This window comes from Emticicia sp. CRIBPO (assembly GCF_009905725.1).
GTDB lineage: Bacteria > Bacteroidota > Bacteroidia > Cytophagales > Spirosomataceae > Leadbetterella.
The window spans coordinates 845,959-866,625 of record NZ_JAAAKV010000001.1 but is presented as its reverse complement, the minus strand read 5'-3'; the positions used below and the strand labels follow the sequence as shown (position 1 = coordinate 866,625).

Genomic DNA, 20,667 nt, shown 5'->3' with positions numbered 1-20,667 from the left:
TAAGTTTACGTTGGGCCGGTGTAAGTTTACGTTGGGCCGGTGTAAGTTTACGTTGGGCCGGTGTAAGTTTACGTTGGGCCGGTGTAAGTTTACGTTGGAGCGGTGTAAGTTTACATTGGGCCGGTGTAAGTTTACGTTGGAGCGATGTAAGTTTACGTTGGAGCAATGTAAGTTCACGTTAGAGCGATGTAAGTTTACGTTGGAGCGATGTAGTTTTACGTTGGAGTGACGTAAGTCTCAGAATAGGGGAGTGTAAACAGAACTGTGTCAGGGCGGCTTTTTTGACTGCATTGTCACCTCGAGTGGTAGTCGAGAGGCGAGGTTGATATTACTTTTCAACAGAATATTGTGCAAGTGCATTGTTCATGTAAGTTAGCGGTTCTCGACTCCGCTCGAACTGACAAACTAATAAACATCCAAACTAAAAATTCTCTGTCTGAGCAAAGCCGAAAATTCCCAATGTTAAAAATTTAGGTACTTAATTTTAGGATTTGCGAGTTAGAATTTTTGATGTTTTTTTTGTTACTTTTTTTTCGAAAAAAAAGTAAGGCTAAGAGAAAGTAAAAGCGAAGAAAAAGTTTTGACGAAATAGGGCTGAGAAGATTTACCGATTCACTAACTTATAAACATACCTCCCCAGTAAAAAGAACAATAACGGAATGACACTCAGATAAATCGCCGCTTTGATCTTATTATCCTCAATAAAATCCCAGGCTGTTTTATAACAAAACGCTACTACATACGGAAAAGCAATAAATCCAACAATATAAGGCCAGAAGAAATAATTAGTTTCAGATTTTCTTCCTTTGAAGAGCTTAAAGACGTTGTCGCTTGAATTGAACCAGAAAAAGGCTGTCGTGCAGCCAATCACCAGTTGTTCGACGATGAGAATTAACTTCATTATATACCACTTTATTTTTCACTACTATTATGAACCGTTCCAAATAGTATGCCAACAAAGTCACATGAAGATTAAATCAAGCTTAAAATAGATAAGTGGCGGTAATCAAAGGTTATTTGGAATGAATCTTAAGATAACTCAGCAAGAGCAAGATAAGCCATTAAACCTGTGCCAATTTCGAGGGCAGATTCATCAATATCAAAAGTAGGCGTATGTACACCCGATATGATCCCTTTCGCCTCATTTCTAGTGCCTAAGCGATAAAAACAGGAGTCAACCACCTGCGAATAATACGCAAAATCCTCACCCGCCATCCATAGGTCCAGATCGACCACATTCTCAGCCCCCACATACTCTTTGGCGGCAGATTTGAGTTTGCGGGTCAGTTGTGGATTGTTTTTGAGGAAAGGGTAGCCCCTCACCACCTGGAAGTCGCACACAGCACCCATGGCTTCGGCTATGCCCTCTGCCATTTTCTTCATTCTCCTGAGGCCGTCTTCACGCCATTCTTCATCCATGTTTCTGAATGTCCCTTCGATCTTCACCTCGTTCGGGATCACGTTCGTCACCCCGTCGGCAATAAACCGCCCGAAGGAAAGCACCGAAGGATTGGCCGGTTTCCTGTTGCGGGAAATGATCTGTTGCAGCGATACAATGATATGAGAAGCAATTAATACCGGGTCAATGAGCTGGTCGGGAGCCGCCCCGTGTCCGCCTTTGCCTTTGACGGTCAGGTACAGTTCGTCCGTGCTGGCCATGTACATACCCTCTCTGAAGCCGATCTTACCCACAGGCACATTGGGAGCCACATGCTGCCCGATCATCGACAGCGGAGCCGGGTTTTCGAGCACCCCCTCTTTGATCATGATAGAGGCCCCGCCTGGAGCTTTCTCTTCAGCAGGTTGGAATATCAGCTTGACCGTCCCTTCAAACTCCCCTTTGAGTTCCTGAAGGATGCGGGCAGTGCCCAGCAGCGAGGAAGTGTGCACATCATGTCCGCAGGCATGCATCACACCCTCATTCAATGATTTATAGGGAACGTCGTTTTGTTCGAAAATCGGCAGGGCGTCCATGTCGGCCCTCAGTCCGATGACTTTCTTGTGGGGATTTTTACCTTCAATAATGGCTACGAGGCCCGTTCCGGCAATGCCCGTCTGGGGCGTCAGCCCGATGGCCTTCAGCTTTTCGGCTACAAAGGCGGCCGTTTTGTGTTCGTCAAAAGAAAGCTCCGGATGCTGGTGTAAATGTCTGCGGGTAGCTACGGCATCAGAAGCGTAAGAAAGGGCTAATTGTTTTATTTTCTCTTGAAACTGCATATCTATTGGGTCTTTATCCGGGTGGCCGGTATGCCGCAAAATTAAGGCTTTGGTGTTTCAAATCCTAAAAAATATGTCAATCAGTATTCTTTTGTGGTTTGGGGCGGTAATGCCCGTCTGTTCGTCCTGAAAATAAAGGGGGTGTGAGTCATTGGTTATCCTTAAAATTATTGTTTTCTTTACCGATATTATCTCTGACCTGTGAATAAGCATGCTTTTTTATCCGATAATCACCTGGTGTGTACCTGTTATAAATAGTGCCTAAAATGTCAGGAATGTGCTATAGTCTTATAGATAGTTTTTTGTTAATTTCGCAAAATATTTTTTAATACTCATACTGGTGTGCAGCAAACAATTTTTTTTATAATGGGCGTGTCCGGTAGCGGCAAAACTACCGTCGGCAAACTTCTAAGTGAGCATTTATCTGTCCCTTTTTATGATGGAGATGATTTCCATCCGAAAGAAAACGTCGACAAGATGCGGGAGGGTATACCCCTGACAGACGACGACCGTGTAGGCTGGTTAAACGCCATCAATGAGAAAGCCCGCACCCAGACCGGCGGAGCGGTGTTTGCGTGCTCGGCCCTGAAAGAAAAATACAGGGAGATGCTCTCACACAAGCTGTCTAAAAAGATCGAGTGGATACACCTCAAAGGCGATTTCAAGACCATCGTCGAAAGGATGGAGAAAAGGACCGACCACTTTATGCCCGCCAAACTGTTGCAATCTCAGTTCGAAACCCTCGAAGAACCCTCAGCGGGGATTTCGGTGGATATATCACAAAGCCCTGAAAAGATATTAGAAACGATTATGGACAATACAAAGAAAACAAAAACCGAATTCGGCCTCGTCGGATTAGGTGTGATGGGTAAAAGCCTCAGCCGCAACCTCGCCCAGAAAGGTTTCAGGCTGTCATTATATAACAGGCACGAAGCCGTGGTGGAAGAAAAAGTAGCCGAGAGGTTTGTGGCTGAGTTTCCTGAGCTCGACACCGCCCGGGGGTTTGATGACCTCGGCACCTTTGTCGGCTCCATGGCCACCCCCCGCAAGATATTCCTGATGATCAAAGCCGGTGCTGCCACCGACGAATTCATAGAAAACATTCTGCCGTTCCTGTCGCCGTCCGACGTGCTGATAGATGGCGGTAACTCCTTATATACCGATACCAAACGCAGGATAGCCTACCTCAAGACCAAAGGCGTGCACTTTATCGGCACCGGGGTGTCGGGTGGGGAAGAAGGTGCTCTGAAAGGCCCCTCTGTCATGCCCTCGGGCGATCCGGAGGCCTACGCCATCGTCAGCAAATACCTGACGGCCATTGCCGCCAAAGACAAACACGGCAACCCTTGCTGCACTTACGTCGGCAAAGAAGGCTCCGGCCACTTCATCAAGATGGTGCACAACGGCGTGGAATATGCGGAAATGCAGCTCATCGCCGAAGTCTATGCCGGACTCAGGTATGTCAATCAATTAACGCCGGACGAGATCGCCGATATCTTTGAAACCTGGAACGCCACCGAGCTGTCGAGCTACCTGCTGGAGATCACCGTCTCCATCCTCCGCAAGAAAGAAGGAGACCAATGGCTGATCGACCTCATCCTCGACAAAGCCGGTAACAAAGGCACGGGCAACTGGACCACCGTTTCAGCTGCCGAACTCGGTATTCCTGCCACGATGATCAGTTCCGCATTGTTTGCCAGGTACATTTCTGCATTCAAGGCCGAAAGGGTGAAGTTCTCCGAAAACTACCACTACCAGGGCATCGACGCCGAAAGTGCCTTTGACCCCGAAGTATCTAGGGTGGCTTATGCTACCGCCCGCATCCTGAACCATCACCAGGGTTTTGAGTTGATGAAAGCCGCCTCTGACGAATTCCAGTGGGGCCTCGACTTCCCGGAGATCGCCAGGATCTGGACCAACGGCTGTATCATCCGCTCCGTGCTGATGGACGAACTGTCGACCGTTTTCAAAGACAATAAATCGATGTTCGACAGTCCTGAGATCAGGTCCCAGCTGGAGCACGGTCATAAAGAACTGAAGGTTTTTGCCATCCAGATGATCACGGCGGGGATCTCTATTCCGTGCCACCTGTCTGCCCTCGATTACCTCAATGCCTACAGCACAGGCTACGCCACCGCCAATGTATTACAGGCCCAGCGTGACTTTTTCGGGGCACATACTTACCAGCGGACAGATGACCTGACGGGTAAATACCACCATACCCAGTGGATTTGATAAAATAAAAGGCCTGATGGTCAGTATTTCTGGCCGTCCGGTAAATCTTTGGAATATTTTTTGCGTTATGATAGAATAAAAATAAAAAGATATGAAGCGTTTAGCATTATTGATGTCGTTTGGCCTGGTGATGGTCCTTGTATCGTTCAGAAGCTCACCCGAAGAAACCCCGAAGATCAACTGGATGACGGTGGAAGAAGCCTACGCCAAAACCCAGACGGCCCCCCGCAAGACCATCATCGATGTCTACACAGGCTGGTGCGGCTGGTGCAAGGTAATGGACAAGAACACCTTCACAAACCCTGAGGTGGTTAAATACATCAACGAAAACTATTACGCTGTCAAATTAGACGCCGAGTCAACCAAAGACATCACCATAGGCGGCAAGACCTACAAATACGACGAAGCCAACCGTGCCAACGAAGCGGCGATAGCCCTGCTTCAGGGTAAAATGAGCTACCCGAGCATCGTGTACCTCGACGAGAAATTCAACATGATCCAGCCCATCCCGGGTTACATGGACGCCAAAGTGTTCCATCAGATCATCACTTTCATCGGCGACGACAACCACAAAAAAGAAGCCTTCGAAAACTACAAAGAAGGAACCTACAAAGAGAAATATAAGAATGAGCTGGTGAGGCTTTGAGGGGCTGTAGGCTTTAAGCAGTAAGCTTTAGGCTGTAAGCGATTAGCTGTTAGCTTTTTGGTCAACCTGATCCTGTCAGTTCGAGCGTAGTCGAGAACTTGTTACTTTACATGCACCATTTTGTGCTAGATTTATTTCTTGCCAGTTCGGTTTTTTATTTCTTGTCAGTTCGATCCCGCCCGGCTCTTGTCAGTTCGAACCGCCCTGACTGTCAGTTCGAGCGGAGTCGAGAACCGTTATCACAAGGTCGCGATTTTTGTGCTGAACTTTTAACAATTAACCTGCCTCTCGACTACCGCTATCATTAACCTTTTTCTCTAATCTTACTATAGATTCATTACTATCCCGGAGGGATTTAATATCTGTAATAAAAGAGTCCATTAACTTGAGCTAATCCCAGCGGGATTTAATATGTCTGAGAAACAGCCTGCACAAATGTTCCATCCCTCCGGGATGTTAAATCATAGTTGAGGTTACTTTTATAGATATTTTGTCCCGCTGGGACATTCATCAAATAGTCATGATTGATAACTCAACGTCAATACATTTTACTTTTTTACATCGTAAAATTATTCCTCGAGCTGACACACTACCCGAAGCTACTGAAAAACTGAAAGGGTTGGTAAAACCTATCTGCCTAAACCTTACCGCTTATAGCTCAAACCTTAAAGCTAAAAGCCAACAGCTAAAAGCCAACAGCTAAATAGCTAATCCCTAATTAATCGACGGCAGCTTATCATCCACTGCCTTTATCCCGTATTTCTGTATCGCTTCGTATGATTTACACAGAGACGTTATACCGCATTCGTGGCATTTCGGGCTGCGGGCCAGGCAGACGTAACGTCCGTGGAGGATCAGCCAGTGGTGGGCTTTAGGGATGATTTCGTCGGAGAATTCTTTAACCAGTTCCTTTTCAACAGTATAAGGTGTAGTAGCTTTCAGGCTGACAAGCCCCAGCCGGTGCGACACCCTGAACACGTGCGTATCCACCGCCATGGTAGGCAGGTGATGCACCACAGAAGCAATCACATTGGCCGTTTTGCGACCCACGCCCGGCATTTTGGTGAGGTCTTCTACCGTCGACGGCACCACAGATTTAAACTCATCCACCAGTATCCTCGCCATCCCAACCAGGTGTTTGGCTTTATTATTAGGATAAGAAATACTCCTGATGTATTCAAAGACTTCGTCCGACGTAGACACCGAAAGAGATTCCGGGGTAGGGTAGCGGTCAAACAGGCGGGGTGTTACCATATTCACCCTTTTATCTGTACACTGTGCCGACAGGATCACCGCTACGAGCAGTTCATAAGGATTGGTATATTGTAATTCCGTTTCAGGATTAGGCTGGTGGGTAGTAAAGTAGTCGATAATTCCCTGAAAACGTTGTTTCTTAAGCATAAGTATAAATGAGTTCGGATGGACTGCAAATTAAAGGGATTGGTTTTGATTTGGAAACAGTGGTAGGGAAAATGTTTTGCTTTCCAACGTCTTCAGACGTAAGGAAGGCGTATTGCGGTCTCTGACCGCCGAGTAGAATATACCTGTTTATAATTTCAATAAACGGCTGTCCGACGTCTTCAGACGTAAGGAAGGCGTCACGCGGTCTCTGACCGCCGTTCAGAATATACCTGTCATTTAATAAACCATCAAATTCTTGTAGAGACGTGGCACTGCAACGTCTGACAGCGAATCCCTTTCGCATGATATGATTGTTTTAGTCTACACGGAGGAGACGTTGCATGCAACGTCTCTACTAATATCTTTAGCGAGTGCTTTCAGATGAAACTTGCTGATTCACGGATTCCCTTTACACCGGTCGGAGACCGGATGTCGCCCTCCTTACGTCTGGAGACGTTGGAGAGCTATTTCACATTTCTTCTGCGGTTTTTCTGGAAATCTTCCAGGACGAATCCGCCGAGTCCGTCGAGGTTGCTGTAGTAGGCCCTGCCGTTGTTGACTTTCGTGAAATCCTGCACGAATTGCTTCAGATAAGGGTCACTGGCAATCATAAACGTGGTGACAGGGATGTCGAGCCTTCTTGCCTGGGCGGCGATGGTCAGGGTTTTGCTGACGATCTTCCTGTCGAGGCCGAAGCTGTTTTTATAATAACGGATGCCCTCTTTCAGACAAGTCGGCTTACCGTCGGTGATCATGAATATCTGTTTGTTCTTGGTCTTCTTTCTCCTGAGTAGGTCCATCGCCAGTTCAAGACCCGCCACGGTGTTGGTATGATAAGGACCCACTTCAAGATATGGAATGTCTTTGAGTTGTATCTGCCAGGCATCATTACCGAACACGAGGATGTCGAGGGAATCTTTCGGATATCTCGTCCGAATCATTTCGGCCATGGCCAGGGCTACTTTTTTAGCCGGGGTGATGCGGTCTTCGCCATACAGGATCATGGAGTGAGATATGTCGATCATCAGCACGGTGGCTGTTTGTATGTTCGCTTCGCGGTCGTTGACTTCAAGGTCTCTTTCCATCAGCATGAAGTCGTCGTCAAGGCCGCTGTTGACCTGTGCGTTTTTCAGTGATTCGGTCATCGATATCTGGTCAAGGCCGTCGCCAAACTGGAAAGCCCGGAGGTCAGAACTCATTTCATCGCCGTTGCCGGTGTGTGGTGACTTGTGGTTACCGCCCGATTTGGCCCTTTTGAGTTTACCGAATATTTCTTCAAGACTCTGCTTGCGGATGCTTCGCTCAGACTTGGGCGTCATGTTCATTTCGCCGCTTTGCTGTTCTTCGGTAATATATCCTTTGTTTTTAAGGTCGTCGATGAAGTCGGCGATCCCGTATTTGTCGTCGGTGAGCTGGTATCTCCTGTCGAGATCATTCATATAAGACAGGGCCTCCGTCACATTTCCTGAAAAAATGAGCAGCAATTGCTGGAAAATGTTCAGCAACTGGTCAAATTTTGTTCCTCCTTTCATATCCGGCTTAAAATCCGAAAATCTGAATCCCTGCATTTTGATGAAGATTTTGTTTGTAAAGAGATAACAAGAATAGGAGGCTGTAAGTTTGAATGCCTGTTAAAAAAACAGGCATTCAAATGTTCCGTTGGTTTTCGCGTTGCCTATTTGATCCAGACATTGCCCGGCTCGCCGATAGAGAGGCTGGGTTTTTCACGGTATTCTTCCAGCGTACCTTTGAAATAAACCGTCTTGCCGAAATCATCCTTCGTCAGTTTGAATGCCGGGTAAGCTTCTTTAAATATCCTGATGCTCATCGGGAGATCGGGATAAGTACCGTCCACATCCAGCAGGTACATTTTGTCCCCGTCGCGGTTGGTGAAGTCCTTGATGCCGTTTAGTTTACCCTTGACTACCACCAGTTTTCCAATGAATTTTTCTGCCTGGGCAGTGGTGATGGTGTCTACCTGGGCCGAGGCCCCGATGCTGATGAATAAGAAGGCGAAAAATGCTATTAGTTTCATGTTTGAGATTTTTAAGGCAAGTTAAAAATAATTCCGGGATGATTGAATAAGGAATATCAGAAAATAGACGACTGTGCTGTAAAAAGGCTTTGAAACTCAGAAATGTAAAGTCGTAAAAATAAAAAAAGCCTCTATCCAGCAGACAAAGGCTTTAAGAGCATGATTACGTGTTGGATCCACATAAACAGTTAATCCTCTATTTTGACGGACAAATGAGACAGAGGTCACATTTAAATTCACAAAAAAAGCCCCCAACCATCAGTCGGGGGCTTTAAAGCTCTGTTATGATATACAAAAAGCAAAATCTCATAATTAAGACGTCACCCGTTGATATAAGTCACATTAATTTTTATCAATTCTTTATATTTCACTGAAAATAATGTTCATAGCCCAGGAATAACCCTGATTATGAATTGATTTTATTTCCTTATTAAAAACAGGTTATGCTGTATGCAGGCCTGTTTTGTCTGTTCTGAATTTTATATTTTCTTAAGAATTTAGATATTATCAGGTCACTCCTTCAGATTACGGCTGTAATAAAGCGACAGCCCCCCGACGAGCAGGATCAGGAAAAGGAAAATAAAATAAAACGGAGAGATTTTTACCTTACCGGAAGTATCCGTGGTAACAAGAACGGTGGTGATGATGATCATAAAAAGTCCGAAAACCAGCATTGCCCAGCCAAAATATGACGATAGCTTTTTCATTTTTAATTATTTGCCTAAAAAAACAATTTGAGAATGATTTGAAATTTGATTTTATTATTTGTCGAAGATTTCAGAAATTGCCGCAAAATAATGCTTTTTTAAACAGCAAACCTGAAAGGACCCAAATATACCATGAGTAAGGAAGAAAAATTCAAATCGGAAATAAACGCCGGATATACTTTTAAAGGTGACTCCCTGATTCTGGGAGCAGCCAAACTGGACGGAGTGGTGGTGCCTGGTACCCAGGTGAAAGTCGCTCTGAAAACGATGAACCGTCACGGGCTCATTGCCGGGGCCACCGGTACCGGGAAAACCAAGAGTCTGCAGGTGCTGGCTGAGGGATTGAGCGATGCCAGCGTACCGGTATTGTTAATGGACATCAAGGGTGATTTGAGCGGCATCGCGGCGGAAGGTAAAAGCGAGGGCTTTATCCTGGAAAGGACCGAGGCGGCAGGAATTACTTATAAACCAACAGCTTATCCGGTGGAATTGCTGACCTTAAGCGAGCAGCCCGGAGCGAGATTGAGGGCTACGGTGTCAGAATTCGGGCCGATTCTGCTTTCGAAAATCTTAGGACTGAACGATACCCAGGAAGGGATTGTGTCGGCCTTGTTTAAATATTGTGATGACAAGCAACTGCCTTTGCTGGACCTGAAAGATTTCATCAGGGTAATCCAGTTCCTGAGCGATGAAGGCAAAGCCGATTTTGAGAATTCTTACGGTAAAATGTCGACGACCTCGCTGGGTACTGTCATGCGTAAGGTGATCGAACTGCAGCAGCAGGGTGCTGATTTGTTTTTCGGAGAAACCTCCTTTGATATTGATGACCTGATGAGGATCGACAACCAGGGCAGGGGCATTATCTCTGTGCTGAGGGTGATGGACCTGATGGACAGACCTAAGTTATTCTCCACTTTTATGCTCAGCCTTCTGGCCGAGCTGTATGCGGGATTGCCTGAAGCCGGTGACGAAGACCGTCCTAAACTGGTGATCTTTATTGACGAGGCCCACCTGGTGTTCCAGGAAGCTTCGAAGGCTTTGTTGCAGCAAATCGAGACGGTGATCAAACTGATCCGTTCGAAAGGCGTAGGGATTTATTTCTGTACCCAGAACCCGCAGGATGTTCCGGCGTCGGTGTTGAGTCAGCTGGGTTTGAAAGTGCAGCATGCCCTGCGTGCCTTTACGGCCAACGACCGCAAGACCATCAAAGAAGCGGCTGATAACTATCCTCTTACTGAGTTTTATGAAACTGAAACGATACTGACAGCGATGGGAATCGGGGAAGCCCTGGTGACCGGACTGAACGAAAAAGGTATTCCGACGCCATTGGCTGTGACCTACATGTGTCCTCCGAAAAGCCGTATGGATGTACTTTCAGGAAGTGAAATAGACAGCCTGGTGAGCAGGTCACGCATCGCCGGGAAATATAATGAGGTGGTAGACCGCGAAAGTGCCTACGAGATTCTGAACAAGAAGATCACAGAGGCGGCAGCGGCCGAAGAGGAAGAAAAAGAAGTGAAAAGCGGCAAACAGGAGAAATCTACGCTGGAGACTATCCTGAGTAGTTCTGTTACCCGCCAGATCGGCCGTACGGCTGCGTCGATCATTACCCGCTCTTTACTGGGGGCGTTGGGGATGAGCAGCACGACGAAAAGAAAGAAAAGTACAAGTTGGTTCTAAATACACCTGAACATGGTCATTGGAATTGGTGGGGTAAGCAGGTCCGGAAAGAGTACACTGGCGAATTTGCTGGTCACGTATTTCAGGAAAACGGGTAAGAAAGCGATCATTTTTCACCAGGATGATTTTGTTTTTCCCGAAACCCTGATTCCCAAAATCAAAGGTAAAACCGATTGGGAATCGACCAGGTCCATTGACCATGACTTATTGCTGGAAGTGGTAAAAGACTTCAAAGACCGGTTTGACGTGGTGATCGTGGAAGGTTTCTTTGCTTTTTACCATCAGCCGCTCAACGAGGTCTACGACAAAAGAATCTACATCAAAATCTCCAAAAGGACCTTCCTCATCCGCAAAGCGATGGATTCAAGGTGGGGCTATATTCCGACCTGGTACATTGACCACATCTGGAAATCATTCCTGAAACTGGGTAAGCCCTCACTCGTGAAAACCGACTACCTGATGGCTTCAGGGGAGGATGAGTTTAACATGAAGAAGATACTGACTTACCTGGAGGGGCCGTCTGTAAAAACAATTACCCCGGAAGCCCAGGGTATTGTACTTTAGCGGTTGACTCTAAAACAAACGGAGAAGGTCTCTCCATTTTATCTTCATGAAAGTTCCTATTGTTTAAGGATAGTCGGTGCGGTCTGCAAATAAGCCCGCATGGCGACTACAGCCCCCCTGATGTTTATATTGGGTCCGTTGATAAAAGGATTGGCCGCTGTTCTGAGGTTGGCCCGGTGCCTTTTGTACGCTTCCATGGCAAAGGGAATGCCGCTACCGTAGGAATAGGTCCGCATGTCTGCTTCAAAATCAAGGTCACTGTTAGAGAAATGCCTCAGCAAGTCCAGCAGGGCGTAGGAGAACAAGCTGGATGTGAGCCGGTTGGCGGTTTGTTCAGCCTGGCCATGAGCGGTGTTGGCATATCTTTCCATCTGGAAAGCCAGGTGATTGGCCAGGAACCCTACGTGCCAGTCGCGTGAATCGCGGGTGGAATACAAGGTCCTTGCGAGGTTTTTGATTTTGTTCATCGAAGAATCCGGACGGGCAAAAGCGTATCGCCAGTATAAGTAAAGATAAGCCTGTGACATCTGCTCGCTGTTCATGATGTACCTTCCCGGCATGTCTTTCCATTTGTAAAGCCTGGTTTCATACTGAGCGGTATCCGGAACAAAGAACCTGGATATGGCAGCTCCGCAAACGGCTGTCCTCAATGAAGCCGGAGAAGTAGGATGCGGGGTAGTCGGACCTGCACACTGGGTGGTATGCGGGGCATTCCATGCCTCGTGGACATTGAACAGCGGAGAATATTTTTCAATTCTTAGTCTGGCGGTACTGTCTGTCATCAGGTTCAGCACCCAGGTGCTGTCCTGCAGGGTGTGTGTCATTTTCCAGAAGTTACCCATGGCCTCGTCCAGGGCACTTTCTTCACTGCCCTGCAGCTCATTGAAAGTGTGTCCGGGAATGGCCCCGTAAGAAACCCCCGTACCGACTTCGCCCCAGGTATTGGCCCCACGGGCATCCCTGGCCCTTTGGGTGTGGGAGATTTCGTGCAGCATGACCCCTTCAAACTGGTTGCCGAAGGCATTCATGAAGTGGTCTCCGATGTAAACCTCACCTGTACCGGAGCTTTCAAGGGTGGTGTTCAGATAACCCCTGGCTGCAGGCCATACATATTTTTTATTATCAGCTGTCTCAATCTGCTGCCCCACGTAGTTTTCACTCATGGGGATAGAAGTGCGGTCGTCGACGAGGTGGATCACCACCCGCCTGTTGCCGCCCAGACCCATGATTTCGTCCATTTTCCTTCTCACTTTGGAAGCCGGGGCATTGAGCGAATCATAGAGTTTCTTCAGATTGACAGGAGCATTGTTTCTGAACAAAGTCACATTGGCAGGCGTGATGTGCACCCAGCGGTAACCGGCCATGACCGAAATGGTGTCTCTCCTGGTGACGGGCACGCCGCTCTCGACGACCCTGGCCCATTGCCTGATGTTGGCTGAACCGAAGATGGTCCGCATGGTAGCCGTAGGAGCGAAATATACAAATCTTACCCTGTCCTGGGCGGATACCGCCTGGATAGCAAGCAACAGGATAATAATGAGCGATTTAAATTTTAAAATTTTCATGACTGAGTTGAGATTTAATTTGGCAAATTGTCCGCAAAAATGATGGTACTTGCCGATGATAAGCGGCCTGAATTCTTGCTTTGTCCGTTGTTCAGAAACCATACGATCTCGTAATCAAAAGCATTGGCTTCTTTGGGCTGTATGATCTCAATCTGGCCGGAGAACTGATTGGCTTTGGTGTTCAGCCTGATCTGGCGGTTGAGTTCCTGCGTGCCTTGTTTATAAAATACCTTGACTTCGATAGACCTCACATTAGCGGCCTGGATGGCGGTCGGATCAGCTTCCACATCAATCAGTTTGCGGCTGAAAGGCGGTGCCAGCGGAATGGCGGCCACGTCCACGGGTTTGTAATCGCTGGTGACGCTCTGGCCCCCGAAGAAATTCCAGGTGACTTTGTAGTCGTATTTCAGCCATTTGGTGCGGTTGTTATCTCCTTTCCATCCGTACAGCATTTTGAAGTTGTTGCCTGACTGGTTGAAATTCGTTTTGTCGATCCTGATCTCGTCCTGGGTCAGGTCACCGTTTTCGTGTTTTTTCTGGATCTGTACCGCCACAAAGTTGATGTACTTCCCGAAGTCGTCGGCGTTCATACCGTCCAGGTAAGAAACAATCTCCCGTTGTTTGTAAAGCGGGTCGTCGAGGTTCACTTCTCGGAAACATGCCTGGCAGTTGATCTGGCCAAAGTTTTCGTCAAACCTGATGGTCAGTTGATCAGCAGTGTATTTGTTGAGATCGATCCGGAAAGTACCTTGCTGACGTACCCTTTTCATCTCAAAGACAGCCGCGATGGCAAACTGGGGCAAAGCCTGCTGGGTAGCCTGAATTTGCTGTTCCCTTTCCCTTCTCTCCTGTGCCCTTTCAACCCTCTCGGCTTCCTGGTCTGACAATTCAATCAGCGGCGAAGCCCTTCTGCTCGTGTCGGTACTGGTTCTGGGTCTGTTGATGGCATCCGGTGGCAGTGATTCCAGCATTTGCTGTCTTCTTTTTTCATTATCCTGTCTTGTTTCTGTCCTGGCGTTGTTGAGCATGGTCGTGGCCCTGTCCAGAAGGCTCGGGCGGTTTGCCGCTGCCCCGGTCAATGAACCGAGTTCAGGGGTGCCTGTGCCGCCCACCGGCTCAAACATCAGGCGGGTCAGTTTGGTATAAGCTTCATCTACTGCCTTTTCCATGTTTTCGTCGGCACCGATGAGGGTAACTTTGATGGCCCCTGTTTTGACCAGGTCATCAAATGCCGTGTTGATTTCAGCAGCCAGGATCGGGGCCGCTATGGCCGCCTGGAAGCTGGTGTGCTGGTAAACCTGTTCGAAATTGGCTTCCACAATGGCTCTTTTCGGGGAACGGAAACCTTTCAGGTCCATTTCGAAAGAGATACTCATGTCGGGTGTCGGTGTTTTGAATGATTCCCAGAGGATCTTAGACCCTTGTTTGGTCAGCTGTATAGACACCGAAGCTTTGCCGCCATCCAGGATCGGGGCTTTGCCCAGTCCGAGGATTTTGGTCGATAATCCACCTTCAGGACTGGATACCGACGAGATGAGGGCGATGGAGCCACCGGCATAAATGATGGGTCCTTTGATGGTTCCGGCAGAATTGACCCTCCTGAGGTCACCCCTGGCTTGTTCAAGCATGGCCGGGGTCAGCGACAGTTCTATGACAGCATGGACGATCCCGCCGCCGTCGCCTTCACGGGTTTCTGTTTCGGCACCGCCGCGGACATTCTGCACATATCTCAGGAAAGAGAACTGGGGTTGTCCGTTAGCTGCGGTGGCTATGCGGGCTTTGTCCGGCAGATAATAATAGTCGTTGGGATTGTTGAGGTCCGGAAATACCGTCACACTCCCGATTCTGAGCGGTTTGTCAATCAGGATTTGCTGAGCTGACAGATCCGCCACGGCCAGTATAAGACAAAGGCTTATCCATAGCAGTTTTAAGGCATGTTTTTTCATTTTCGTTTTATTTTAGAGTTTTGTTTCAGGGCAGGAGCTCTGCCGGAATTTCATCCACATAAAGGATGGTGTCGTTCGATTTCTTTCTCCCGGTGGTGACAGTCCTGTTGCCCGTTAACCGCCAGATGATCTCGTATTCGTAGTCGTAATTGTTCTTATTGAGCATAAAATCAGCCTTTTTAGCCATGACAGGGTCTTCACTGCGGATGGCCACCTGCTCCACTTTTTCTCCGCCGCCATAGTTATAGTAAAACTTGGTGGTAACGAGCCTGATACCGGCAGCTTTGATAAGGGCCGGGCTGGCCTCTACGCTGACGCTGACCGGATGGAAAGGCGGGGCAAGGTTGAGGCCGATGAGATCGGTATTTGACCAGTCCTGCACAATCTGATGGTCACCGAAAAAGCTCCAGACCGTTTTGTAGTCATATTTCAGCCATTTGTTGCGGTCATTGTCGGTGTTGTCCTTCCAGCCGTACATGAGGCGGTAAAGGTTGGCTGCCGCAAAATCCTTGGTCCCGATACGGGCTTCGTCGATGGTGTATTGTCCGCCGCCGTGGTCTTTTTTGAGGCTGACGGTTACGAAATTGACGTACTTACCAAACTGGTCGGCATTCAGACCGTCGATAGATAATAGGATTTCTCTCTGTCGATACAAAGGATCATCTATGTTGACCTGTCTGAAACATTTCGGGCAACTGATGGCTCCGAAGTTTTCGTCGAAACGGAAAGGCAGTTCATCTGAAACCGACTTGCTGAAATCCAGCACATAAGTCCCTGTTTTACGGACCTGCTTAAACTGGTAAGCGATGTTCAGTTTTACCTGGGTGCTGGCAGAACCGGATGATGATCCCCGGGTCCTGGAGCTGTCGGCGTTGAGGCGGTTGGCCATGGCCAGCATCTGTTCCATCTGTGCCTGGTTGCTGCCGCCACCAATGTTCGGATTGAAAGGTTCGAACATCATGTCGGCCAGTTTTCTGTAGGCAATGTCAATGAGTTGTTCCATTTTTTCGCTGGCTTCAGCTCCCTCGATTTTGATGGCCCCGCTTTCACGCAGCTGGTCAAAAGCCAGGTCTACGCCCGCTTTCATCTGGAAAGGTGAGGCAGGTTGTCCGCTGCCACCTGATCCGCCCACGGCTACATCCAGCCCGGCTTTGAAATCATGGTGTTCATAGATTTTATCAAAGTCGGCCGTGATTTTGGCTTTTACAGGCGACCTGAAGCCGCCGGTATTCATGACAAAAGAAAAACTCATGTCAGGTGTGGAGGTTTTGAACGATTCCCACAGCACCTTAGCCCCCTGTTTGGTCAGGGTGATGGACACCGCAGCTTTATTGCCGGCAATGATGGGGGCAGGCCCGAGTCCGATGATCTTTTTGCTGAAGCCCGAGGTCTCGTCGGCCAGCGAAGAAACCAGGGCCATGGTGCCGCTTTTATAGATCACCGGGCCTTTGATAAAGGCATTCTGAACGGTTTTGCGTTTCAGGTCCCTTTCGGCTGCCTTGATGAGGTCTTCGGCTACGGATAACTCTACCACGGCGTGGATGATACCGCCGCCGTCACCCTCACGGCGGGTTTCCTCCCCTTCTTCGGTTTTGATGTTTTCGACGTACCTCAGAAAAGAGAACTGCGGACTGCCGTCCTTATTGGTGCCCAGTTTGAGTTTGTTGGGCAGGTAATAATAGGCGTTGGCTTCGGCAATGTCCGGAAAGAGGATCAGTTGCCCGGCCTGGATGGGCTTGTCGAGGTAGATCGCCTGGGCGTTTACCTGGCAGGCCCACAACACTGGCACGAGGAATGATAAGATATTGATGATTTTTTTCATGGCTGTAAATTTTTATGTGTCGTGTACCCGGTAAGCCTGATGGGGCCAATCCAAAGTTTATCTCCCCCCGGAATACCTAATCTGATGGCCAGTGATAAGGCACCCTGAGGCTTTAAGTCCGGAAGGTCTAATGGCCCGGGTTGAGATCCGGTCTGGTCAAAGATTACCTTGGATTCTCCTGCCCATGACATATCCAGAAGCCTGGTTTGCAAAATATGGGACCTTCCCGAAGTGTTTACAGAATAGCTGAGTTTCTGAAGTACAGCTGATTCCATGTTTAAAGGAATAATTATCCATTGAGCCTTATCTTCCAGGGCATTTCCTGTAACTTCCAGGGCTGTGACCGGGCAACAGGAGGGCTTTACGAAGACGGTAACTGAAGGTTTTCCGTCAGGGGCCACCGCTGTACCACCTGCCGGATTAAATACCCAGGTATGCTGCAGGGTGGTCTGTGCCCGGAGGGCACCGGCCGTAATGAGCAGAAGAAAAATGATCTTTTTCATGATTTCAGCGGGTAATGATGCCTAATACATCTTTGAATTTATCCAGGACCTGTCCGCCGGGGCTGTCCGGTTTCAGGATCACTTTTCCGGCTTCGATGGCTTTGTTGAAAACCTCCGAGGTGGTGTCCTGGAACTGCTCAGGGATGGTGGCATACACATAATCTGAAGTCTCGGGTTTCCAGTCCAGGGCGAGTTTGCCTTTGTCTTTGTGGTCAAAAACCATCCTGTAGGCATATCCTTTGGTATCCCTGTCGAGGTAGATCTGACCCTGGGCAAGCGGTACACCCGCAGCAACGCTCAGCGGAATATTCGTTTCCTCTTCCTTACCGAACTTCATGTATCTCAGCTGCAGGGTAGCTCTGACCACACCCGAGGCCTTCAATTCTTCCAGGTTACCTTCAAATTCCACGGTTCTTGGTTTTACCGGAGCAGAAAGGGTGATGCCACCCCAGTCTCCCTGTACCCACTGAGGATCTTTCGGGTATTCGTTGCCGCCACGAAGGCTCCATTTTACTTTGTACTGGTACATGTCCGAGTTGTTGTCACCCTCACGCGAGTAAGTCACTTTGGATGTCACCCCGTTTTTGGCGATATAGTCTTTGGTCAGCTGGAAACTGGCAGAGTAAGGGTTGCCGGTATTACGTTTTTTCCTGACTTCTACGGCTACCATGTTGATTTCTTTGCCCACAGAGCCTTCCGCTTCGGCGTCCAGCAGGAAGTTGATGTCCCTGTGCTGGAAGAACGGATCGTTTAAGTTGACCGCCGACACACATTTCGGGTTATCACGCACGCCATCATACCATGAGGTCAGGTTTTCTGTTAAAGTGAAGTTTTCGATGATCGGCATTTTGACGTTCATGTTAAATTCTTCCCTCTTACGGGCTATCCTCGTTTCGATTTTGGTGCGGTTCAGGTGGTATTCATACAGATCGGGATCCGGTTCATAACGAGGACCTTTCACGTCGTCCTGCTGAACAGGTTGCGGAGGAGCCTGTTGTTTTTCGGCGATCATCTGCATGGCCATGTCCCAGAACGAGCTCATCGCTTTCTGGATGATCGGATCGTCGGTTTTGAATCCTGAACCCACTTCCAGCTGCATGTCAATGAATTTATTCTCTTTCATAAAGGAATAAAGACTGTCTTTTTCTGTGTCGGTGATGACGTCATCTCTCAGGCTGTTTTTGTAAGGCAGCGTGCCGTCGTCCTTGTCGGTATGGGTGTAGTCGCGGGTATATTTCTGGTACAGTTTCTCAAATTTACTCCAGTCTACGATCACCTTGCCTTTAATGGCCGGGGCCATGATGTCGTACGCGAATTTCAGTTCAAGGCTGACATCAGAAATCGAGCGGTTTTTCTCCAGGGTGGCGGCAAGAAGCTGTGCGGCGTTTTTCTCGAGCCTCGCTGCCACGGCGATTTTGCTGCCTTCAAGCAGTGAAGCCTGGCCTGAAGTCACCATGTTAGGAGTAAAAGTCTTGTCGGTAAGAATAGCCGAGATGACCCTAAACGAGTCTTTGGTGTCAGACCTCAGCTTGGCGGCTCCCATTACCATCGGTTTTTTGCCTTTAAGGGCCGCAAAACCTGATCCCGGAACCAGTGAAAGCTCTTTTACTTTTTCTTCCACTTTTTTTTGCAGCTCAGCCAGTTGCACCTGGGTAAGGCCCCATTCCATTAAAAAGTGCATCAGTGCTCCCTGCACACCACCTGCATCTGCTTTTTCTTCGGTAGTGTATTTGATCAGCAGGAATTCCGGGGTGCCGTCCTGTTTCCTGGATAGCCTCAGGTTGGTAGGCAGGTAGTAGTATTCATTCGTAAACACGTTGCTGGTGCCGGGGCTTGATTTGCCCAGCAACCTGACCTTCACACCATCGGTGAGGGTAATGTCGATGCGGTTGCGGTCGTCCAGGCCCTGTGCCTGAGCTCCCGTCAGTAAGCCTCCCCAAAGTAAGATGAGGAGAAGGAATCCGAAGTTTGATAAGTGTTTCATGACTTTGTTTTTATTATGAATGTTTATTTAGGAACTTGTATAAAATGCGTTCTCTAACGAACGTGCCCTGCACTTTTCCGGAGGCATCTTTGAGTACTTCGGCCCGGGCATATTCTTTTAAAATGGTCTTATAAAACTTGTTGGGTGTACTCGAAAGCCGCATCGGGATAAACTCCCTGGCTTTAAGCCGCTGCCCGGTGATGAAGTTGAAAGCATCCACCACATAATCGGTGCAGTTGTACTTTCTCGTATTGAAAGGCCTCTTTTCAGACGATTTCTTATCCAGGAAAGCTTTCAGCAGGTAGTCTTCGGTAGGAGAGGTCCTGATCCTGAGCAGGCCGTCGCAAGGGTATCCTTCTTTATGCGGAATGCCGTGGCTCAGCAGGCTTTCAATAGTGATGGACCGTTCTGCTGAAGAATTCGGGAGGCGGAAATAATCCGGCTCGGTGTCTTTCAGTATCTCCATTTTCCGGTCGCTTTTCGGCCACAGGTCGAAGTAAGTCAGCGAATGGGTTCTGACGGTGTCATTGACGTACGACCAGTTGTCAGCTGATCCGGTATCCCTGATCCTGATTTCGTAGTTGTCTACCGCGATGCCTGTGTGGCCTGTTTTACCCTCATAAGTGGCATACACGACCAGGTAGACATCCGCTTTTGCTATCATGCAGATGTGTGCAAAAAACACGAGAATGATAGGTCTGATCAACGGATACATGGCGGACATTTTTTAGCAGTGGACAATATCTGACCTAAAGAAATCTCTGTTTTCCAGACCAGGTTAAAGCCTTTGGGCTCGAAATTGAACCGGAATCTGACTTCTTCCAGGTTTTCGTTGTTTTCGATGGCTTCAATCATCCGGTTGGCCTGTTCAGCATTGAACCTGAACGAGGCTGCCATGCGGTCGTTGGGCAGCAAAGGCACCTGGCCCGAGCCGCTCATAGATTCCCGCAGGATTTTTGCCACCGGATGATTAGAACTGATCATCAGACCCGCTGCAGACACAATAGGATAAGCTCCGGCCAGTTGGAGCGTGCTGTCTTTTTGGGTCAGCAGGCGTTGGAATTCTGCTTCCTGTTGTTCATCCAGTCCCCAGGTCAGCAGCAGGTGCATGATGCCCCCCTGAACAGGCGAGAGGCTGTCTTGCCGATAAGAGAGAAAAGAGAACTCAGGAAGGTTGTTTTTTACTGAAATCCTCATGTTGGCAGGCAGATAGAAACAGGCCTGAGAGCCGTTTTCGTCTGCTTCACCGACCATAAAGGCTACTTTAGTGCCGTCCTTAAGCTTCAGCTGCTCATATTCGATCTGGGCGTTTGCCGAAGCAATCCCCATCACAAAAGCGATTATTCTGACCAGGTTTTTCAT

Annotated in this window: 18 protein-coding genes; 4 read left to right on the top strand and 14 right to left on the bottom strand. The window is 48.3% G+C overall.

Annotation, left to right across the window (positions count from 1 at the left end; all coding sequences use genetic code 11):
- Positions 1-604: 604 nt before the first annotated feature.
- Positions 605-901 (bottom strand): hypothetical protein, encoded by a 297-nt coding sequence (locus GVN16_RS03930; protein ID WP_166562522.1) that lies wholly within the window; start codon positions 899-901, stop codon positions 605-607.
- A 128-nt stretch (positions 902-1,029) separates the two neighbouring features.
- Entirely contained in the window at positions 1,030-2,217 is a 1,188-nt protein-coding gene (locus tag GVN16_RS03925) for a M20 family metallopeptidase (protein ID WP_166562521.1), read from the bottom strand.
- A gap of 342 nt (positions 2,218-2,559) precedes the next feature.
- On the opposite strand from GVN16_RS03925, the gene gndA reads away from it, so the two are divergent.
- Together gndA and GVN16_RS03915 are read left to right on the top strand one after the other, a co-directional pair.
- Entirely contained in the window at positions 2,560-4,452 is a 1,893-nt protein-coding gene (gene gndA, locus GVN16_RS03920; RefSeq protein ID WP_310587412.1) for an NADP-dependent phosphogluconate dehydrogenase, read from the top strand.
- Positions 4,453-4,543: 91 nt separating this feature from the next.
- Complete coding sequence (locus GVN16_RS03915) at positions 4,544-5,098, top strand: DUF255 domain-containing protein (protein ID WP_166562520.1); 555 nt, start codon at positions 4,544-4,546, stop codon at positions 5,096-5,098.
- A 714-nt stretch (positions 5,099-5,812) separates the two neighbouring features.
- On the opposite strand, the gene nth is transcribed toward GVN16_RS03915, so the two are convergent.
- From nth to GVN16_RS03890, 5 genes are all read right to left on the bottom strand, one after another.
- Positions 5,813-6,499, bottom strand: a complete 687-nt coding sequence (nth, locus tag GVN16_RS03910; RefSeq protein ID WP_166562519.1) for an endonuclease III — start codon at positions 6,497-6,499, stop codon at positions 5,813-5,815.
- Positions 6,492-6,803 (bottom strand): hypothetical protein, encoded by a 312-nt coding sequence (locus GVN16_RS03905; protein WP_166562518.1) that lies wholly within the window; start codon positions 6,801-6,803, stop codon positions 6,492-6,494. The genes nth and GVN16_RS03905 overlap by 8 nt, the downstream gene beginning before the upstream one ends.
- A 160-nt stretch (positions 6,804-6,963) precedes the next feature.
- Positions 6,964-8,067 carry a VWA domain-containing protein gene (locus GVN16_RS03900; protein WP_166562517.1) on the bottom strand — a complete coding sequence of 368 codons (1,104 nt, stop codon included), beginning with the start codon at positions 8,065-8,067 and terminating at the stop codon, positions 6,964-6,966.
- A 107-nt stretch (positions 8,068-8,174) separates the two neighbouring features.
- Complete coding sequence (locus GVN16_RS03895) at positions 8,175-8,534, bottom strand: hypothetical protein (protein ID WP_166562516.1); 360 nt, start codon at positions 8,532-8,534, stop codon at positions 8,175-8,177.
- A 512-nt stretch (positions 8,535-9,046) separates the two neighbouring features.
- Positions 9,047-9,241, bottom strand: a complete 195-nt coding sequence (locus GVN16_RS03890; protein WP_166562515.1) for a hypothetical protein — start codon at positions 9,239-9,241, stop codon at positions 9,047-9,049.
- Positions 9,242-9,373: 132 nt separating this feature from the next.
- Between GVN16_RS03890 and GVN16_RS03885 the strand changes: the two genes are divergently transcribed.
- Together GVN16_RS03885 and GVN16_RS03880 are read left to right on the top strand one after the other, a co-directional pair.
- A complete protein-coding gene (locus GVN16_RS03885; RefSeq protein ID WP_166562514.1) occupies positions 9,374-10,921 on the top strand; it encodes a helicase HerA-like domain-containing protein in 1,548 nt (515 codons plus the stop codon).
- Positions 10,922-10,933: 12 nt separating this feature from the next.
- Positions 10,934-11,485 (top strand): uridine kinase, encoded by a 552-nt coding sequence (locus tag GVN16_RS03880; RefSeq protein WP_205748771.1) that lies wholly within the window; start codon positions 10,934-10,936, stop codon positions 11,483-11,485.
- 56 nt (positions 11,486-11,541) lie between these two features.
- Here GVN16_RS03880 and GVN16_RS03875 read toward each other — a convergent pair whose 3' ends face one another.
- From GVN16_RS03875 to GVN16_RS03845, 7 genes are read right to left on the bottom strand one after another with little or no spacing between them, the layout of a single operon-like run.
- Entirely contained in the window at positions 11,542-13,050 is a 1,509-nt protein-coding gene (locus GVN16_RS03875; RefSeq protein WP_166562513.1) for a hypothetical protein, read from the bottom strand.
- Positions 13,051-13,064: 14 nt separating this feature from the next.
- Positions 13,065-14,996 (bottom strand): hypothetical protein, encoded by a 1,932-nt coding sequence (locus GVN16_RS03870; protein ID WP_166562512.1) that lies wholly within the window; start codon positions 14,994-14,996, stop codon positions 13,065-13,067.
- 25 nt (positions 14,997-15,021) lie between these two features.
- Positions 15,022-16,818 (bottom strand): hypothetical protein, encoded by a 1,797-nt coding sequence (locus GVN16_RS03865; RefSeq protein ID WP_166562511.1) that lies wholly within the window; start codon positions 16,816-16,818, stop codon positions 15,022-15,024.
- The gene (locus GVN16_RS03860) at positions 16,815-17,321 is read right to left on the bottom strand and encodes a hypothetical protein (protein WP_166562510.1); all 507 of its coding nucleotides are present in this window, start codon (positions 17,319-17,321) and stop codon (positions 16,815-16,817) included. Before GVN16_RS03860 ends, GVN16_RS03865 begins: the two co-directional genes overlap by 4 nt.
- A 4-nt stretch (positions 17,322-17,325) precedes the next feature.
- On the bottom strand, positions 17,326-19,305 hold the full coding sequence (locus GVN16_RS03855) for a hypothetical protein (protein WP_166562509.1): 1,980 nt from the start codon (positions 19,303-19,305) through the stop codon (positions 17,326-17,328).
- A gap of 13 nt (positions 19,306-19,318) precedes the next feature.
- The gene (locus tag GVN16_RS03850) at positions 19,319-20,020 is read right to left on the bottom strand and encodes a hypothetical protein (protein WP_166562508.1); all 702 of its coding nucleotides are present in this window, start codon (positions 20,018-20,020) and stop codon (positions 19,319-19,321) included.
- A complete protein-coding gene (locus GVN16_RS03845) occupies positions 20,008-20,667 on the bottom strand; it encodes a hypothetical protein (RefSeq protein WP_166562507.1) in 660 nt (219 codons plus the stop codon). Before GVN16_RS03845 ends, GVN16_RS03850 begins: the two co-directional genes overlap by 13 nt.

What these genes read in the sequence shown, in the direction of transcription:
- GVN16_RS03930 (WP_166562522.1), bottom strand. Translation starts at nt 901, where the DNA reads ATGAAGTTAATTCTCATCGTCGAACAACTGGTGATTGGCTGCACGACA.
- GVN16_RS03925 (WP_166562521.1), bottom strand. Translation starts at nt 2,217, where the DNA reads ATGCAGTTTCAAGAGAAAATAAAACAATTAGCCCTTTCTTACGCTTCT.
- GVN16_RS03915 (WP_166562520.1), top strand. Translation starts at nt 4,544, where the DNA reads ATGAAGCGTTTAGCATTATTGATGTCGTTTGGCCTGGTGATGGTCCTT.
- nth (WP_166562519.1), bottom strand. Translation starts at nt 6,499, where the DNA reads ATGCTTAAGAAACAACGTTTTCAGGGAATTATCGACTACTTTACTACC.
- GVN16_RS03905 (WP_166562518.1), bottom strand. Translation starts at nt 6,803, where the DNA reads ATGCGAAAGGGATTCGCTGTCAGACGTTGCAGTGCCACGTCTCTACAA.
- GVN16_RS03900 (WP_166562517.1), bottom strand. Translation starts at nt 8,067, where the DNA reads ATGCAGGGATTCAGATTTTCGGATTTTAAGCCGGATATGAAAGGAGGA.
- GVN16_RS03895 (WP_166562516.1), bottom strand. Translation starts at nt 8,534, where the DNA reads ATGAAACTAATAGCATTTTTCGCCTTCTTATTCATCAGCATCGGGGCC.
- GVN16_RS03890 (WP_166562515.1), bottom strand. Translation starts at nt 9,241, where the DNA reads ATGAAAAAGCTATCGTCATATTTTGGCTGGGCAATGCTGGTTTTCGGA.
- GVN16_RS03885 (WP_166562514.1), top strand. Translation starts at nt 9,374, where the DNA reads ATGAGTAAGGAAGAAAAATTCAAATCGGAAATAAACGCCGGATATACT.
- GVN16_RS03880 (WP_205748771.1), top strand. Translation starts at nt 10,934, where the DNA reads ATGGTCATTGGAATTGGTGGGGTAAGCAGGTCCGGAAAGAGTACACTG.
- GVN16_RS03875 (WP_166562513.1), bottom strand. Translation starts at nt 13,050, where the DNA reads ATGAAAATTTTAAAATTTAAATCGCTCATTATTATCCTGTTGCTTGCT.
- GVN16_RS03870 (WP_166562512.1), bottom strand. Translation starts at nt 14,996, where the DNA reads ATGAAAAAACATGCCTTAAAACTGCTATGGATAAGCCTTTGTCTTATA.
- GVN16_RS03865 (WP_166562511.1), bottom strand. Translation starts at nt 16,818, where the DNA reads ATGAAAAAAATCATCAATATCTTATCATTCCTCGTGCCAGTGTTGTGG.
- GVN16_RS03860 (WP_166562510.1), bottom strand. Translation starts at nt 17,321, where the DNA reads ATGAAAAAGATCATTTTTCTTCTGCTCATTACGGCCGGTGCCCTCCGG.
- GVN16_RS03855 (WP_166562509.1), bottom strand. Translation starts at nt 19,305, where the DNA reads ATGAAACACTTATCAAACTTCGGATTCCTTCTCCTCATCTTACTTTGG.
- GVN16_RS03850 (WP_166562508.1), bottom strand. Translation starts at nt 20,020, where the DNA reads ATGTATCCGTTGATCAGACCTATCATTCTCGTGTTTTTTGCACACATC.
- GVN16_RS03845 (WP_166562507.1), bottom strand. Translation starts at nt 20,667, where the DNA reads ATGAAAAACCTGGTCAGAATAATCGCTTTTGTGATGGGGATTGCTTCG.